This window comes from Candidatus Pseudomonas auctus (assembly GCF_048654275.1).
Taxonomy (GTDB): domain Bacteria; phylum Pseudomonadota; class Gammaproteobacteria; order Pseudomonadales; family Pseudomonadaceae; genus Aquipseudomonas; species Aquipseudomonas pharyngis.
Genome location: NZ_JBJYZK010000005.1, coordinates 128,587 through 144,672 on the forward strand (window position 1 = coordinate 128,587; position 16,086 = coordinate 144,672).

A 16,086-nucleotide genomic window follows, 5' to 3' on the forward strand; every position below is an offset into this window, starting at 1 on the left:
TCAGTCATCCGCCTTGGCGAGCACTTCGTTGGTCTTGCGGATACCGGCCTGATCCAGGGTCAGATCGGCTTCGGTGACTTCCAGCGGTGTGATCGGGAACGTGTGGCGCCACTTGGTTTCCGGCAGGTCGCGGTACGCGGCGAGGATGCCGATGAAGCGGCTGCCCTCCTCCACGCTGAGTTTCAGCTCCACGGTTTCACCCGGGCGCAGTTCGAGTTCTTCGCTGGCCACCAGATCCGGGTTGAGGGATTCCTTGGCGCGTTCGTAGAGGCTGAAGAAATCGGCGTTCTCGAAGGTCACCGGGTGCTTGAGTTCGAACAGGCGCACCACGATCGGCGACGGACGACCGTTGAGGTCCGGGTTCAACTGATCGCTGCCGGTCAGCTTCAGGTTGATCTTGGTCACTTTCGAGTACGGCGACAGCGACGAGCAACCGGCGAGCAGCACCAACAGGGTGAGCGCGGTCAGCGTCTTGAAAAAAGCGGTCGAGCGGCGAGACATGCGCATCATCCTTGGTGGTCGGTGTGGAGGGTGGAGATCAGGCGGATCTGTTCTTCGTAGGCCTGGGCGAAGTCGCGAGCCAGCAGGCGCTCGCTCCAGTCGTCGTCCTGACGCAGCGCATGGTGATAACGGTTGAACGCTCTCCAGCGCCCGCCAGCGGTGGCGAGCAACGGCTTGTTGTCGCGCTCGAAACGCAGGGTCAGTTGCTCCGGCGAGAAGTGTTCCAGAGTGCCGCGCACCGCCGCGCGGCTGGCGGTCAGCAGCGCCACCTGATGCGCCTGCAAATCGCGGAACGCCCGGGAGATCGCCTGCTCGGCCGGCAGATGGCCCGGCTTGTGTGGCTGCAACAGGATGTCCAGCGCTTCGCTCGGGTCGACGGCGAATTTCAGCGGATTCTTGTTGGTGCCTTGCACGGTGGTCTGGGCCAGACGCAGTTCGTTCTTCAGCTCCGAACGGGTGCGCAGGCTCTGTTGCAGACCGCCGACGCTCTGGCGCAGCAGACGTGCAGCGTTCAGCGCGAGGGCTTCACGCTCGTCGTGGCTGAGGTTCTTCACGTTCACGCCAAGGGCCGCGCCGAATTTATCCCAGAAGGTTTCGCTCTGACGCTCGACCGCTTTCGGGGCCGGTGCCGGCTCAGGCGTGGGCTCGACGATCAGCTCCGGCACCATCAGGCTTTCCATGTCGATGCGCGCGTAGTCGGCGCGCTGACGGGAGTCTTCAGGGTCGGTCACCGGTGCGAGCATTTCCTCGAATTCCGAGTACACGCGCTCTTGCTGCTCCAGCGACTTCAGCGGGTCGAGGTCGAGGAACGCGTCATCCGGAATGATGCTGCCGGCGGCGCGTGGCAGACCGACTTCACCGTCGAACGTCGCCGGGTCGCGCACCAGTCGTGCGCGAATCTCGAAGTCGCCCAGCACGTAGGTGCTGCCGTGCTCGATGCGCACCGGTTCGCCCTTGTGCAGGCGTGCGCCGCTGTCGCCGTCCTGTACACCGTTGCTGCTGGTGTCGGTCAGGAAGAACGAACCCTCGCGATAGCTGACAATCGCGTGGTGATTGGACAAGTGACGCTTGCGGTCAGGGATGATCCAGTCGCAGTCCTCGCCCCGCCCGATCACGCCGCCGGCCTGTTTGAAGGTCCGCTGGCACAGCTCGGTGGGCACGAACTGCTTGGTGTTCAGCATTTCGAAAACCAATTCCATGTTTGATGCTCCTTGCGGTCACTTGCCGCGATTGACCGCCTGCGGATCACCCAACGGGCGGTAATCGTTATCGTTGAATTTGTAATTGCCGCTGCAACCGCCGAGGCCGCATAGAACGACGAGGGTCAGCAGGACAGCGTGCCAGTGACGAACAGACATCAGAGGGTCTCCAGGTGTAGACAAAGCACAAAGCGCCGACCCTCACGGGCGGCGCTGAAATAGGTGTTCGAGGTGAATCCGACGGACTTTCGCCTACCCATCAAAATCACCCAGATTGATGTTCAAGCGGCCGAGCCGGTACAGCAGCGTGCGGCGCGGCAAGCCCAGTTCGCGGGCGGCGAGCGTCTGATTGCCGTCGTTCTTGCGCAGGCAATCGAGCAGCAGATTGCGTTCGACCGCTTCCAGTCGTTCGCGCAGATTGAGGCCGCAGTGGTCTTCCGGCACCGGCGCCGATTCCAGACGCAGCGAGAAATGTTCGGCCAGCAACTCGCCGCCCTCGCACAACAGCACCGCCCGCTCGACCAGGCCTTTGAGTTCACGCACGTTGCCGGGAAAGGTGTAGCCGGACAGGTGTTCAAGCGCTGCGTCCGACCAGCGCACCGGATCACGTTGCAGGAAAGTGCAGGCCTTATCGGCAAAGTGCTTGGCCAGGTCGAGGATGTCGCCTTCGCGCTGACGCAGGGCCGGCAATTCGATCGGGAATTGCGCGAGACGGTAGTACAGGTCCTCGCGGAATTTGCCTTCGCTGACCAGCACCGACAGATCGCGGTGCGTTGCAGCGATGATGCGCACGTCGATCTTGTGCGTGTCGTTGGAACCCAGCGGACGGATCTCGCCTTCCTGCAACACGCGCAGCAACTTGGCTTGCAGCGACAGCGGCATGTCACCGATTTCGTCGAGCAACAGGGTGCCGCCGTTGGCCGCGTCGAACAGCCCGGCGCGGTCGCGGTCGGCACCGGTGAACGCACCTTTGCGGTAGCCGAACAGCTCGCTTTCCAGCAGGTTTTCCGGGAACGCCGCGCAGTTCTGCACGATGAACGCCTGGGACCGGCGCGGGCCGCAATCGTGGATCGCCCGCGCGACCACTTCCTTGCCGGTGCCGGTCTCGCCGCGCAACAGCACGGTGTACGGGCTGTGCAGGACTTTGCTGATCAGCGAGTAGGTCTGGCGCATTGCCGCGCTCTTGCCGATCAGGCCGTAGCCGCTGGCACTCGGCAGGCTGCGCACGACCGGCGCGGCCGCATCCACTGGCTGGCGCAGGCGTTGCAGCAAGTGCAACTGACCAAGCACGAACGAGCCGAGCTGGCCGAGAGAATCGGCAAACCCTTGCAGGTTGATGTGGCGACGGCTGGCGCACAGCAACAGGCCTTCGACGGCCTTCTGCTGATTGACCAGAGGCACGCACAACAGCGACTGCCATGGCGTGGACGAGGCCGGCAGAAAACTGGTTTCGTGCAGGCTGCCGCCCAGGTCGTCGAAGCACACCACGCGGTTCTGGCACAGGGCGAACTGCAACAGTTGCTCGCCGTTGTAGTCCGCCGGCAGGCTCGCCGCGCTGCGCGGTTGCAGCACGCCGTCGAGGCATTCGGCGTTCATCCCCAGCGACGTGTGCGTGGCATCCAGCAAGTACAGCTGCGTCAGTTCGCAACCGCTCAGCCCGGCCAGACCGCGCACGAAGTCACCCAGCAGCGCAGCACCGTCCGCCGCCCGCGACAGGCTGGCGAACTGCGCCAGCAAGGCTTCGGCATAGAGCAGTGGCTGCGGCACTTGAGTGAACATCACACTCACCTCAGGCGAACTCGCAGGTCACGCTGGCTTCACCGTCAAGCGTCGCATGCACGCGCTTGAGGCTTTCACCGGTGGCCATGGCGTCGAGCAAGCGGTCGGCCACCAGCGGCAGCACGTGCTGGTCGAGCAAGTGGTCGATCAGGCGTGCACCGCTTTCGCTTTGGGTGCAGCGCTCGGACAGGTGATCGACGAGGTTCTGGCACCAGGTGAAGTCCAGCTGGCGACGGTTCAGACGCTCGCCCAGACGACCGAGCTTGATCTCGATCAGCTCGCGCAGCACCGGGCCGCCGACCGGGTAGTACGGCACCACTTTCATCCGCGCCAGCAGCGCCGGTTTGAAGTGTTTGCTGAGCACCGGGCGAATGGTTTCTTCCAGCACTTCGGCGGTCGGACGCGCGCCGTCTTCGCAGAGGTCGCTGATCTTGTCGCTGCCCAGGTTCGAGGTCATCAGGATCAGCGTATTGCGGAAGTCGATCTCGCGCCCTTCGCCGTCGTTGGCCACGCCTTTGTCGAAGATTTGGTAGAACAGGTTGAGCACGTCCGGGTCAGCCTTCTCGACTTCATCGAGCAGCACCACCGAGTACGGCTTCTGGCGCACGGCTTCGGTGAGCATGCCGCCCTCGCCGTATCCGACGTAGCCTGGCGGTGCACCGATCAGGCGGGAAACGGTGTGTTTCTCCTGGAACTCGGACATGTTGATGGTGGTGATGAAGCGGTCGCCGCCGTACAGCAGGTCGGCAAGTGCCAGAGCGGTTTCGGTCTTGCCGACGCCGCTCGGGCCGACCAGCAGGAACACGCCGACCGGTGCGTCAGGCTTGTTCAGGCCGGCAGCGGTGGCGCGCATCGAGCGATCCAGGGCGTGCACGGCTTGTTCCTGACCACGGATGCGGGTGCGCAGGTCGGTGGCGAAGCTCGCGACCTTGGCGTTGTGTTCGCGGGCCAGTTGCGCCAGTGGCACGCCGGTCCAGGCGCTGATCACTTCGGCCACCAGACGCGGGCAGACTTCGAAGCTGACCAGACGCTCCTTGACCTGAGCGGCGGTCAGGGCGCTGTGGGTTTCGTTGAGTTGCGCTTCCAGCGCTTCGACGCTCTGGCCTTCTTCAACCTCAGCAGCAACGGTTTCGATCACCGCGCCTTCGGCGTCTTCTTCAACGGTGACCACCGGCTCGACCGCAGCGGCTTCACGGGCCTTGGCCAGTTGCTGGCGCAGTTCCAGCAGGCGCTCGGCCAGTTGTTTCTGCTCGGTCCACTGGGTTTCCAGTGCGACCATTTCGGTTTCGGCTTCGTCCAGACGCGTTTCCAGTGCCTCCAGCGCTTCGTGGTCGATCAGCAAACCGGCTTCGGCATCGCGACGCAGGGCCTGACGCTGACGGCCACCTTCAGCCAGCTCGCCACGCAGGCGTTCCAGGCTTTCCGGAGCCGCAGCGAGGCTGATGCGAACACGGGCGCACGCGGTGTCGAGCACATCGACAGCCTTGTCCGGCAGTTGGCGGCCGGCCAGGTAACGGGCGGACAGCTCGGCTGCGGAAACCACCGCGTCGTCCCGCAGGTAGATGCCGTGGCTCTTCTCGTAGACCTGAGCCAGGCCACGCAGGATGGTCACGGCTTCGCTCACGGTCGGTTCGTGCAGTTGAACCGGTTGGAAACGACGGGCCAGCGCCGGGTCTTTCTCGAAGTATTTCTTGTACTCGGCCCAGGTGGTCGCGGCGATGGTGCGCAGCTCGCCGCGCGCCAGCGCCGGTTTCAGCAGGTTGGCCGCGTCGGAACCGCCGGCATTGCCGCCCGCGCCGATCAGGGTGTGGGCTTCGTCGATGAACAGGATGATCGGCTTCGGCGAGGCTTTGACCTCGTCGATCACGCCTTTCAGACGACGCTCGAATTCACCTTTGACGCTGGCGCCCGCCTGCAACAGGCCCATGTCCAGCGACAGCAGCTCGACGCCCTTGAGCACTTGCGGCACTTCACCGGCAGCGATGCGCGAGGCCAGGCCTTCGACGATGGCGGTTTTACCGACCCCGGCTTCACCGACCACGATCGGGTTGTTCTTGCGGCGACGGGCGAGGATGTCGACCATCTGGCGGATCGCGCCATCGCGGCACAGCACCGGGTCGAGTTTGCCGTCGCGGGCCTGTTGGGTCAGGTTGTGGGTGAAGCGCTCAAGCAACGACTCGCCTTGAGCGGCCGGTTTGCCGTTGGCCGCTGCCTGAGGTTGTTGCGACAGGGCAAATTCCTTCAGGCGATCGATGTTCAGTTTGGCGAGCAACGGCTGGTAGCGGCTGCCGGCGTAGCGCATCGGGTTGCGCAACAGCGCGAGGATCAGCGCCGCGTCTTCGACCGAGGTCTGGCCCAGCTCAAGGTTGGCCACCAGCAGCGCGTCTTGCAGCCACTGCACCAGCTCCGGGGCGAATACCGGGTTGCGCGAAGCGCTGTGCTCGACCCGCGATTGCAGGGCGGCGCTCAGTTCGCCGGCATCAACGTCGGCATCCTGCAGTGCGCGGGAGAGCAGACCGTTCGGGCGCTCCAGCAGGCCGAGCAGCAAGTCTTCGACCAGAATCTTGCTGCCGCCACGGGCCACGCAGCGCTCGGCCGAACGCTCCAGATCGCGACGGGTTTCGGCGTCCAGCGCCTGGATGAGTTGTTGCAGGTCTACGTTGATCATGGCTCACGTCCTTAATGAATTTTGCTGCCCAGGGTCACCACGCCGTCTGCTTTTTCGCAGCCCAGCCAACTGGTCCACCCCAGGCGACAGTCGTTCTTCTCGCCAATGCGCAGTTCGCGGATTTCTTCCGGGCGCAGCACCAGGCGAATGTCGTAATCGAGCGGGTCACGCAGGGTGAACCGCACCAGCGCGCAGAGCGGCTGGTAACCGAAACCGATGGGCAGGAATTCGTGGAAGCGTTCCCAGTCGAGTTCGGTGATGTGAATGCGGAATTTGCCGCTGCGATCGCGCACGCGTTCGCCCAGCACCAGGTCTTCACCCAGCACGCTGTTGGCGAAGCCGAGGCGGTTGCGCTGTTCTTCGAGGATTTCCACGCGGCGCTCGATGCACTGCTCGATCACCAGTTCTTCGTGCTTGAAGTAGTAACGCAGCACCGCTTCGATCAGCGCCGCCGAGTGCGCCCGCAAACTGAGCAGGCCGAGGTACGGCAGCAGGCGTTTCCAGTTCAGTTCCTTGGCCTTGCGGATCTCGTCGCCGCCGAGGCCGATCAGGGCGAACAGTTGCGAGGAGAACGGGTCGACCGCGCCGCTCTGGAAGCTCGCGCGGTAACGGTATTTGCGCCAGATCGGCAGCATCAGCCGTTGCAGGCGATGGTGGAACAGGTCGAGGAAGTTGCGCGTCGGGTTGCCGTCTTCGCTGTCGCCCAGGGCTTGCTCGCCGTAGAACGCCGGCAGCGGCGAACCGGAACCGACCAGGCCGATCAGGTTGAAGCGCAGGCGCGCGCGCATCTGCCCGTGCTCTTCGAAAAACTCCACGCGATCGACGTCGCTGCGCGGAAATCCGAGGCTCGGGTTGGCCTGGAATTCCAGCTGGTCGTACAAATCGTCTTCGCTCAGGTACGGGTGCGCATCGCGCAGCCGGTCGATCACCAGCAGCACGGCCTGAAACAGCGAGTACTCGCGTATTACCTTCGTCAGCCCGCTTAAAGCAGGGGCTGCAGGCCCATACGTGGTGTCCATTGGTACACCTCTCCCTGTGTGCTTTTTACCCGCAGCTCATGGAATGAATTGAGACTGGCGTAAAGCGCGAAAAACTCGTTGAGAACCGAGGCGAAGACGAACAGGTCGCCCTCACCGATATACCCTTCCGGGTCGATGGTCAGTTCGGTGCGCAAACCGCGCACCGGCAGACCACGGTGCAGCCGGTCCACGTGGTGATGCTTGATGTGCTTGAGGCCGCCGAGCAGGCGTTTGCTGACCTTCTCCGCGTGCTGATCGTAGTAGCGCGGCAGGTCGTAGGTTTCGAGAATCACCTTCAGTGCATTGACGTCGGCCAGCGACAGATAGTTAAGCGACATGTTGCTGATCAGCTTCCACAGGAATTCACGGTTCAGCGGCGGCGCGAAACTGGAAGTGGCCGGGGTGATGTTGCGGAAACTCAGGAACTCCGGGGTCTCTTCGCAGGCCATGCAGATCTGCCCGAGCTTGAGTTTGCGCGGCAGGTTCTGGTTGGTGCAGACCAGCTCGATCGACAGGGTTTCATGGGCTTCGGTGTGGCGGATACCGAAGCTCAGGTAGGTGTCGAGGCCGTCGTGCAGCAGCGACGAACGCTGACGGATGCTGTAATGCGGACGGCTGTTGGGCACGTCGAAACTCGGGTCGTGCTCGAAGGATTCGAACGGCACGTACTCCTGATAGCCGAGGCCGCCGGGTTTCCAGCCGGTCACGGTCTCCACCGAGAACACGCCGCAGTTTTCCAGATCGTATTCGGCCGGCAGCAGCAGGTATTCGTCCTGTTTGCCGTCGAGGCGGATCGGCAGTGCGTCGTGCTTGAACAGGTTGACGATCGGCGTGCAGAACAGCTTCACGTTATCCAGGGTCGGACGCATGCGCATGATGCCGCTCTTGCGGATATCGAAGCGCAATTCCAGGCCGCGCATCTGCTTGAGGGTGTCTTCCGGCAGCGCCTTGAGAATGTCCAGGCCGTGGACATCGACGAACAGGAATTTGTCCTGGAAGGCGAAGTATTCCTGCAGGTAGCGATAGCCGCGGAAGGTGTTCAGCGGATACGGGATCAACGCTTCTTCTTCGGCAAAGCCCACTGGCTTCACGCGGTCGCCCGGAATCTTGAACGCCATCGGCTTGCCGCTCACGCCATCGATCGGCTTGCCGGCGCCGTCAAGCGGGATCAGTTCGATGCCCTCGAGGTTGCGCAGCAGGCTCAGGTAGAGCATCTGGCTGATATAGCGCTCACCGGCAAAGTGCAGGCGCAGCTTGCTCAGCTCCAGCTCGCCGAGGTGGCCGTCGGCACTCATCTCAAGACGCAGGCTGAGCAGCGAACCGTCACCCTTCACCGAGTAGTTCAGTGCGGCCAGATCCAGTGCCATGACTTCGGTCGGGTAGCAGGTGCGGAAGCGGCAGCGCACGTCTTCGATCGGCACGCTCTCGATCGGCGTGTCACGCTCGACCTTCAGCGCCGGCCCGGAACGCTTGAGCGGATCGAACTGCAGAATGCTGAACGCCGGCAGCGGACGCATGTAGTTCGGCCACAGCAATTGCATCAGGGAGTGGCTGAGCTCCGGCAACTCGTCATCGAGTTTCTGGCGCAGCCGCCCGGTCAGAAACGCAAAGCCTTCCAGCAACCGCTCCACATCCGGATCCCGCCCGGCCTGCCCCAGGAACGGCGCCAACGCGGGACTACGCTCGGCGAAACGGCGGCCCAGTTGGCGCAGTGCGGTGAGTTCGCTTTGGTAGTAGTGGTTAAAGGACACGGGTTACCTGCCTGGTAGTGGAACTCATCAAAAAAATATCCTGTAGAGCGCGACTGCCAGCCCGGACACCACCTAGCCCACGATGAGCAAGGCAACGGCTCCTCGCACACGGTTCACAGACATTGCGAAAATCCATCGCCCTCATAATTATTGGTCCTTCGATTTTTCAGGTGTCATCGCCATGCTGGTGTGCAGATAAAGCTCTACACCATCAAACCCGACAATCCCGGCAGCACTTAGTGGATAGCCGTCTTTTGTGCCATAGCGAACCCAGCCTTCTGACCATATCTCGCCACTTTCGTGACGGACTTGCACGTAGTAGTCCGGGGCCTCGGCTTTGGCGATCTCGACAAATACGCCACCATCTTCAGCCCCCACCCAATGTGCGTTGGGGTGAGCGATCAACGTCGGCGGGTTAGATCGTTCCATTCGCAGCAATACTGCTAACAAAACCACAATCGCCAGAAGTCCAACGGAACTAAGGAAAGCAACAAGCAACTTAAGAGCTGGATGCGCTCTGTTGGTGCAATTGCACAAAACTCCCTCTTTCCCTAGCCCAGACATCAATTTTCCAGCACCTTGTAAGGCGTATTACTGATAAACAGATCAAGCCAATGTTTTCTCGGATTAGATAGCGCCAACGTGAATTCCTTGCTTCCCTTATCCAGCTCAATGAATACAACACCGACCGCCTCATCATCCTCATCGGCATTCATATCCAGTGAAACATCAGAAAAAAGAGGAGTTCGATAAGTACGAGCAGGGTTATTCAAATCCGTAAAGCGCAAGTACACCGAATCTCGTGGAGTCAAAAGCGAACTCGCCGGAATAGACTCTATAAGATATTGTCCGGACGGACTCTTTTTTGAGACATCAGGCGCACGACTCAAAATACCATTTACTACAAAAGCAACAGCGATTACCAAGCTAGCTAGCAGCGCTGCAAAATTTATAAAAAGCTTACGCCATGAGTTCATTTAGAAATGACCTCAATAGGAGCGACTGATACACTTTCGTACAAGATGTCCGAATAAACGCGAAAGTCTCCGCCTTTTTTATTTTGATCCCGATAGTCACGAAAATCGCTATTTTGAACAAGTATGTAATGCTTGCCTTCTAACTCTCTATAACGACGTACGGCTTCTTCTTTCTGCTGAGGCGATTGCTGCCCCGTGACCTGCTTGTACGTGGACTCAGCCATCACAGAATTCATTTCGGTAGCGAGCTTGGCGTTTGTTTTAAAACCGACAACGGGATCAGCAATCAATTTATCAAAGTTCCAATAGCCTAGAACCTGGCTAAAAAGAGCAATGCCATCATTAAAGTCGTAAGCATCTTCAATATAAAAACCAATTTTTGATGGCGTAAAAACAATGCTCTTACCTGTCACGACGACTGAGCCTTCGGCAATGACACGCAAATTGAAGTTAGCGAGCGCTGCTCGAAGCTCGTTTACGTCATCAGCCCCGGTCTGTTCGAACTCGACAACTTTATTATTGGAGTAACCAAACTTTTCAGCAGCACTTGCCACTCCATTAAAAGCCAGTGGATAACAGCCAGGAGCGCTATTGGAAAAAGCTTTGCGCAATCTCTGCTTTATTAGATCGGTCCCAAGCGGGCTATTCCAATTCGCCTTCAGTTGTTTGAATGCGGTATTTGCACGCTCAAACCCAAGGACCCAACTCATTTTTACTATGGACTCTTCGATGTACTCTGCCGGTGCAAAAGCTTCATGCCTTTTAACAGCATCATCCATCCCACCACTTTCGTTTGGCCACGGTTTGCCATTGAACCAATGGGCCATCAGATCCGCTGCAACAGGCCAGTTGAGTTTTCTCATCGTGTTCGGAATATCAGTAATCTTGAACTGACGTGCAGTAGCAGTCTGGCCGGACTTGTTACTCGCCGGAGTCATTGTCGTTGCTACTGTCGTTGCAGCCATCTTCACATCCCTCTGATATCACTTCACGTAAATTTCGCCAGTTTTAAAGTTCAACAACTAAGCGAGAACAACCCTACTCTGTGGCTCTATGATCAGCTCAACCGCTTCTGCAGTAGTGGAAAACACTTTTTGAGTTTTCCCGTCGGCACCTGTCACACCGTTTATGATTTTCCCCGAAGCTGTTTTAAGTGTGTATTCCACCCCAGCTAGCGGCTTGCCTGTCTCTTCGCAATTGATCACGAAGTGCTCGTTAAATGGCCATTTGAGTTCAACCGGCAACGGCGGCACAAACGGCGCCGGCGAATGTGAATTGCCGATAATCACCGTCCCGGAACCGGCAGTGACTTTGTTGCCGTGAGAGCCCACGGAATCCACAGTGACAGCAGACTTGCCATTGATTTTCACCGTCGTGGCCAAACCGCCGACCATCGCACCACCACACGCGGAGGCATCGCCTTCGCGGGCGGCCGCGAGGCCGTCGAAGAACACGTCGCCGGAACCGGCGGCGATCGGGTTGGTGCCGTGGCCGGGGAGCGGGCAAGCGGTGGGGTCGGATACGCGTGCTGCAGGTTTGCCAGACATCGGGGTTCTCCTTAGTTGACCTTCACTTGACCGCTGCCATCCAGGCGCGCGGAGAAACTGACCTGACGCTTGAACCCCTCGACTTCCAGCAGGCCTTCGATGCTGAAGGCCAGGCGGAGCTGATCGTGGTCACGCGGCAGGGAAATGACACGCACGTTGCTCAGGCGCGGCTCGTAGGCTTCGATGAAGCTTTCGATGGCCAGGCGGGCCTGACTCAGGGAGTCGTGCAGGCTCAGGCGCATGTCATTGAGATCGGGCAACCCGTAGTCGGACAGCGTTTGCACGCTGCCGGCCCGGGTGCTGAGCATTTTGGCCAGATGGGCAGCCACCGACGCCATGGCCGAAGCCTCGAGGCTCCTGCCCTTGCGTAGTTCCGCGTCGCCGTTGAGGCGTTCGAAAAGGCTGCCGTATCCGTCCATGAGTCGCTCTTACTCTTTGTCCAGCTTGCCAACCAGCGACAGGGTGAAATCGGCACCCATGTACTTGAAGTGCGGGCGCACGTTCAGGCTGACGCGGTACCAGCCCGGCTCGCCTTCAACGTCGCTGACGATCACTTGCGCAGCGCGCAGCGGACGACGGCCACGCACTTCGGCGCTCGGGTTTTCCTGGTCGGCCACGTACTGGCGGATCCACTTGTTCAGTTCCAGCTCGAGGTCGGTACGTTCTTTCCACGAACCGAGCTGCTCGCGCTGCAGCACTTTCAGGTAGTGAGCCAGGCGGTTGACGATCATCATGTACGGCAGTTGGGTGCCGAGCTTGTAGTTCAGCTCTGCAGCCTTGCCTTCTGCGCTGATGCCGAAGAACTTCGGCTTCTGCACCGAGCTTGCGGAGAAGAACGCCGCGTTGTCGGAGCCTTTACGCATGGTCAGGGAGATGAAGCCTTCCTCGGCCAGTTCGTATTCACGACGGTCGGAAACCAGAACCTCGGTAGGAATCTTGGTTTCGATTTCGCCCATGCTTTCGAAGTGGTGCAGAGGCAGGTCTTCAACGGCGCCGCCGCTCTGTGGGCCGATGATGTTCGGGCACCAGCGGAACTTGGCGAAGCTGTCGGTCAGCTTGGTGCCGAACGCGTAAGCGGTGTTGCCCCACAGGTAGTGCTCGTGGCTGTTGGCAACGTTTTCCTTGTACACGAACGATTTGACCGGGTTTTCTTCCGGGTCGTACGGGTTACGCAGCAGGAAACGCGGCACAGTCAGGCCAACGTAGCGGGAGTCTTCCGAGGTACGGAAGCTCTGCCATTTGGCGAATTGCGGGCCTTCGAAGTGATCTTTCAGATCCTTCAGGTCCGGCAGACCGGTGAAGCTTTCCAGGCCGAAGAATTTCGGGCCGGCGGCGGCGATGAACGGCGCGTGGGACATGCAGGCTACGCTGGACACGTACTGCATCAGCTTCACGTCCGGCGAGCTTGGGGACATGTAGTAGTTGGCAATGATCGCGCCAACCGGCTGACCACCGAACTGGCCGTATTCAGCGGTGTAGATGTGCTTGTACAGGCCCGACTGCATGACTTCCGGCGAGTCTTCGAAATCGTCCAGCAGGTCTTCTTTGGAGACGTTGAGGATTTCGATCTTGATGTTTTCGCGGAAGTTGGTGCGGTCGACCAGCAGTTGCAGGCCACGCCACGACGATTCCAGGGCCTGGAAGTCCGGGTGGTGCAGGATTTCGTCCATCTGACGGCTGAGCTTGGCATCGATCTCGGCGATCATGCGGTCAACCATGGCTTTCTTGACCGGCTCACCGTTGTTCTGCGGCTTGAGCAGCTCTTCGATGAACGCCGACACACCGCGTTTGGCGATGTCGTAGGCTTCGTCGTCCGGCGTCAGGCGGGTTTCGGCGATGATGCTGTCGAGGATGCTGTATTCGCCGTTTTCTGCGGCGTTCTGTTGTGCTGCGCTAGTGCTCATTGTGTTGGCTTCCTTGGCTGCTGGAGTCTCAAGCGTCCGGAGCTGCGGCGTTCAGGCCCAGCTCACCGAGTACGCGACCGCGGGATTCATCGTCGGCGAGCACGCCTTCGATGGCTTTACGGAACGCAGGTGCGTTACCCAGCGGGCCTTTGAGGGCCACCAGCGCGTCGCGCAGTTCCATCAGTTTTTTCAGCTCGGGCACTTGCTCGACCAGACTGGCCGGGTTGAAGTCCTTCATGGAGTTGACGCGCAGTTGCACAGCCAGCTCGTCGGCCTCGCCATCTTCCTGCAGACGGTTCGGCACGCTCAGCGTCAGACCCAGCTCTTGCTTGGCCAGCACTTCGTCGAAGGTCATCTTGTCGATGCTGATCGGCTTGCGATCCTCGATCTTGCGATCGTCCTTGCGGTGGGTGTAGTCACCGATTGCCAGCAGCTTCAGCGGCAGTTCAATCTCTTCCTGAGCACCGCCGGTGGCGGGTTTGAAGGTGACGTTGATGCGTTCCTTGGGGGCTACCGAGCCTTCTTTGGCCATGGCTTTTCTCCTTGCGGTTGTGGCCCTGGGGCCTATTCGAGTACCACTTCGAGGTCGAGGTGGCACAGCCTGCGATAAATCTCTTCCTTGCGTTCACGTACGGCATGGTTCTGCGGTAACAACTCGCAGCAACTGTGCAGCAGGTGCAGCACTTCCAATGCAAGATCGGGCTCCCAGGCGTGCAGACCTGAGTCCTGTAATGTCTGATCGAGGGTTTCGAGCTGGTTCTTGGCCAGCTCGTATTTCTTGGCCAGGAAACACAGCCGCGCGAGGGCGAACTGCCAGAAGAAGCGTTCGCGGCCGCCGTGCGCCGATTGCAGGCCCTGCTTGAGGAGCTGAACTGCGGGCTTGAGGCCTTCCTTGCGCAGGATCGGCTGGACTTCTTCGAGGGCCTTTTCCCAGGCCGGCTGGGTTTCGGCGTTCTCGGTCTCGACCTTGCGCGGTGCGCTGGCGCTTTGCAGGTGCGGCATGACGTTGCCGGCGATCCACGCCCGGGTGGACGGATCGGCGAACGGCGCGCCGTCATGGAAACGCAGCTCGATGATGCCGGGCAGGCGTTGAATCAAAAGCGCGAAGTGGATTTCCACTTCGCGCATGGCCAGCTCGGCGTTGAGGTTCTGGAGACATTCCCAGACCATCCTCTGGCCATCGAACCAGAACGGCGCCTTCGCCAGGCTCGCCTCCAGTTCCACCAGCAAGTCGGCGTATTTGCCCTGATCGAAACGGTCCTGATACTGCTTGAGCTTGTCCACCGGCAACCCGCGCAGCACGGTGATCTGCTCGGCGTTGCGCTCGGGCACCGCGTCGATCGTCATCCACAGCAAGGTGCGGTTGAGGCGCAGGGCGCGCAGGTCGGTGGCTTTCTGCTTGAGCCACCAGGCGCACAGCGGGCGGGCGCTTTCCTGCTGGGCGCGCAGGGCCTTGTGGGCTTCTTTCTCGTTGTCGATCGGCGCGCCGGGCGCCAGCAACTGGCTGGCGGCCTGCTTGACCTGCGCCACCGCCGCCCCCACCACACCGGGTGCCGGCTGGTTGTCGGCGGCGCGCTGGATCATGGTTTTCAGGCGGCGGGAGAGCGGCAGCAGCAGCGGCGCATCATCGCCCAAATGCTCGGTGCAGGCGGCGTCGAGACCGGACAGATGCTCGGACAACTGCCGGAACATCGGCAGCTGTTCCTTGATCGCGATATTTTCGGTGATCACCTGCTCAAGACGCGGCACCAGCCAGCCGATGGCGGCGGCCCGGGTGCGGGGTTTGAGCGGGTGAATCTCGGCCCAGTGGTTTTCCGACAAATGGTGCAGAAAACCGAGGCCGGCCAGCAGGCCGGGGAAGGATTCACGCTGGTACAGCGACCAGGTCAGCCAGGCGCCGACACGCAAATCCTTGGATTGGGTACGCAGGAGGTTTTCGCTGTTTTCGCGAATTTTCAGCCAGTCGATCTGCCCGCTTTCGTGCATCGACGAGGCTTTGGCCAGCTCGCTTTCCAGGGCCTCGAATTCGCTCGAGAAACGAACGTCTTCGCCCGCAAAATTCTCTTTGGAAACAGAGACTTTAGCGAGTTCGAGGTAATGGGCGGAAAGTTTGCTTGAGTAGGACATCCATGGCCTTTATCAGGATTACGGTCGTGCGCCTATTGGAGTTGCAGCGGCGCGGGACAGTATCGAAGAGCAGTCGGAAGACTCATCCAATTGAGTGTTTGCTCTTTCAAGTGCGCGCATCGTAATCACTATGATGGCCACTAGCAAGCATCTGATTAAACAACAAGACGAACTGTTCATTGGGCGCTGTAGGAGATCGCCCTATATGTGACAGGGGTTTCCCTGATGTCCCTTTATATTTCACTTTTAAGCCTATCCCTTCCGAAAGCATTGGACCAGAGCGGCCGGCGCGCGGCATCGAGAACATCTGCACGCTCGTTCCACAAGTAAGCGGCGAAAGCATGACAAACCCCGAAAAAATTTGAAGTAGGACGCTTCCGAAAATACACCGCCATTTATTAACAAATGACTGGCGACAACAGACAACATTAAAAGTGCCATCAATTTGATGGCATTTATATGTTTAAGAGTCCTGGATCCTTGCCTGCATAAGACTATTACGCAGGATTCCAATCATTCGCCGTCACTTTCTCACAGCCATTTCCCACAATTTCTACGTTGTTTTACAACCCGGAAAGCTCCGACTTAAACAAGCGATCCTTCTTACATAAATC

Annotated in this window: 15 protein-coding genes; all 15 read right to left on the bottom strand. The window is 60.0% G+C overall.

Annotated features, from left to right (window positions below; genetic code table 11):
- The 15 genes from tssJ to tssA all read right to left on the bottom strand — a co-directional run bounded on the left by tssJ (nt 1) and on the right by tssA (nt 15,472).
- Nucleotides 1-501, bottom strand: coding sequence for a type VI secretion system lipoprotein TssJ (gene tssJ / locus ACKUG4_RS12015; protein WP_011336587.1), 501 nt, complete (start codon nt 499-501; stop codon nt 1-3).
- Nucleotides 502-506: 5 nt separating this feature from the next.
- The gene (gene tagH / locus ACKUG4_RS12020) at nt 507-1,700 is read right to left on the bottom strand and encodes a type VI secretion system-associated FHA domain protein TagH (protein WP_236179737.1); all 1,194 of its coding nucleotides are present in this window, start codon (nt 1,698-1,700) and stop codon (nt 507-509) included.
- Nucleotides 1,701-1,718: 18 nt separating this feature from the next.
- A complete protein-coding gene (locus tag ACKUG4_RS12025) occupies nt 1,719-1,859 on the bottom strand; it encodes a hypothetical protein (protein WP_003229566.1) in 141 nt (46 codons plus the stop codon).
- A 93-nt stretch (nt 1,860-1,952) separates the two neighbouring features.
- Nucleotides 1,953-3,479, bottom strand: coding sequence for a sigma-54 interaction domain-containing protein (locus ACKUG4_RS12030; protein ID WP_085612406.1), 1,527 nt, complete (start codon nt 3,477-3,479; stop codon nt 1,953-1,955).
- A 10-nt stretch (nt 3,480-3,489) separates the two neighbouring features.
- A complete protein-coding gene (gene tssH / locus ACKUG4_RS12035) occupies nt 3,490-6,147 on the bottom strand; it encodes a type VI secretion system ATPase TssH (RefSeq protein ID WP_445434069.1) in 2,658 nt (885 codons plus the stop codon).
- 11 nt (nt 6,148-6,158) lie between these two features.
- Nucleotides 6,159-7,166: a type VI secretion system baseplate subunit TssG gene (tssG, locus tag ACKUG4_RS12040; RefSeq protein ID WP_085647085.1), complete on the bottom strand. Its 1,008-nt coding sequence runs from the start codon at nt 7,164-7,166 to the stop codon at nt 6,159-6,161.
- Nucleotides 7,130-8,917, bottom strand: coding sequence for a type VI secretion system baseplate subunit TssF (tssF, locus tag ACKUG4_RS12045; protein ID WP_445434070.1), 1,788 nt, complete (start codon nt 8,915-8,917; stop codon nt 7,130-7,132). Before tssF ends, tssG begins: the two co-directional genes overlap by 37 nt.
- A gap of 147 nt (nt 8,918-9,064) precedes the next feature.
- Nucleotides 9,065-9,346: a hypothetical protein gene (locus tag ACKUG4_RS12050; protein ID WP_236187594.1), complete on the bottom strand. Its 282-nt coding sequence runs from the start codon at nt 9,344-9,346 to the stop codon at nt 9,065-9,067.
- Nucleotides 9,347-9,480: 134 nt separating this feature from the next.
- Entirely contained in the window at nt 9,481-9,894 is a 414-nt protein-coding gene (locus ACKUG4_RS12055) for a hypothetical protein (protein WP_143491788.1), read from the bottom strand.
- Entirely contained in the window at nt 9,891-10,859 is a 969-nt protein-coding gene (locus tag ACKUG4_RS12060; protein ID WP_085647086.1) for a DUF6402 family protein, read from the bottom strand. The genes ACKUG4_RS12055 and ACKUG4_RS12060 overlap by 4 nt, the downstream gene beginning before the upstream one ends.
- Before the next feature lie 57 nt (nt 10,860-10,916).
- Nucleotides 10,917-11,441: a PAAR domain-containing protein gene (locus ACKUG4_RS12065; protein ID WP_085667339.1), complete on the bottom strand. Its 525-nt coding sequence runs from the start codon at nt 11,439-11,441 to the stop codon at nt 10,917-10,919.
- A gap of 11 nt (nt 11,442-11,452) precedes the next feature.
- On the bottom strand, nt 11,453-11,860 hold the full coding sequence (gene tssE, locus ACKUG4_RS12070) for a type VI secretion system baseplate subunit TssE (protein ID WP_039765135.1): 408 nt from the start codon (nt 11,858-11,860) through the stop codon (nt 11,453-11,455).
- 9 nt (nt 11,861-11,869) lie between these two features.
- Nucleotides 11,870-13,345, bottom strand: a complete 1,476-nt coding sequence (gene tssC / locus ACKUG4_RS12075) for a type VI secretion system contractile sheath large subunit (protein WP_011336600.1) — start codon at nt 13,343-13,345, stop codon at nt 11,870-11,872.
- A gap of 28 nt (nt 13,346-13,373) precedes the next feature.
- Nucleotides 13,374-13,877 (bottom strand): type VI secretion system contractile sheath small subunit, encoded by a 504-nt coding sequence (gene tssB / locus ACKUG4_RS12080; protein WP_003229587.1) that lies wholly within the window; start codon nt 13,875-13,877, stop codon nt 13,374-13,376.
- Between the two features lie 32 nt (nt 13,878-13,909).
- Nucleotides 13,910-15,472, bottom strand: a complete 1,563-nt coding sequence (gene tssA, locus ACKUG4_RS12085; RefSeq protein ID WP_064600474.1) for a type VI secretion system protein TssA — start codon at nt 15,470-15,472, stop codon at nt 13,910-13,912.
- Nucleotides 15,473-16,086 lie beyond the last annotated feature (614 nt).

Excerpts from the sequence above, each read along its gene's own strand:
- tssJ (WP_011336587.1), bottom strand. The coding sequence starts at position 501 with ATGTCTCGCCGCTCGACCGCTTTTTTCAAGACGCTGACCGCGCTCACC.
- tagH (WP_236179737.1), bottom strand. The coding sequence starts at position 1,700 with ATGGAATTGGTTTTCGAAATGCTGAACACCAAGCAGTTCGTGCCCACC.
- ACKUG4_RS12025 (WP_003229566.1), bottom strand. The coding sequence starts at position 1,859 with ATGTCTGTTCGTCACTGGCACGCTGTCCTGCTGACCCTCGTCGTTCTA.
- ACKUG4_RS12030 (WP_085612406.1), bottom strand. The coding sequence starts at position 3,479 with ATGTTCACTCAAGTGCCGCAGCCACTGCTCTATGCCGAAGCCTTGCTG.
- tssH (WP_445434069.1), bottom strand. The coding sequence starts at position 6,147 with ATGATCAACGTAGACCTGCAACAACTCATCCAGGCGCTGGACGCCGAA.
- tssG (WP_085647085.1), bottom strand. The coding sequence starts at position 7,166 with ATGGACACCACGTATGGGCCTGCAGCCCCTGCTTTAAGCGGGCTGACG.
- ACKUG4_RS12050 (WP_236187594.1), bottom strand. The coding sequence starts at position 9,346 with ATGGAACGATCTAACCCGCCGACGTTGATCGCTCACCCCAACGCACAT.
- ACKUG4_RS12055 (WP_143491788.1), bottom strand. The coding sequence starts at position 9,894 with ATGAACTCATGGCGTAAGCTTTTTATAAATTTTGCAGCGCTGCTAGCT.
- ACKUG4_RS12060 (WP_085647086.1), bottom strand. The coding sequence starts at position 10,859 with ATGGCTGCAACGACAGTAGCAACGACAATGACTCCGGCGAGTAACAAG.
- ACKUG4_RS12065 (WP_085667339.1), bottom strand. The coding sequence starts at position 11,441 with ATGTCTGGCAAACCTGCAGCACGCGTATCCGACCCCACCGCTTGCCCG.
- tssE (WP_039765135.1), bottom strand. The coding sequence starts at position 11,860 with ATGGACGGATACGGCAGCCTTTTCGAACGCCTCAACGGCGACGCGGAA.
- tssC (WP_011336600.1), bottom strand. The coding sequence starts at position 13,345 with ATGAGCACTAGCGCAGCACAACAGAACGCCGCAGAAAACGGCGAATAC.
- tssB (WP_003229587.1), bottom strand. The coding sequence starts at position 13,877 with ATGGCCAAAGAAGGCTCGGTAGCCCCCAAGGAACGCATCAACGTCACC.
- tssA (WP_064600474.1), bottom strand. The coding sequence starts at position 15,472 with ATGTCCTACTCAAGCAAACTTTCCGCCCATTACCTCGAACTCGCTAAA.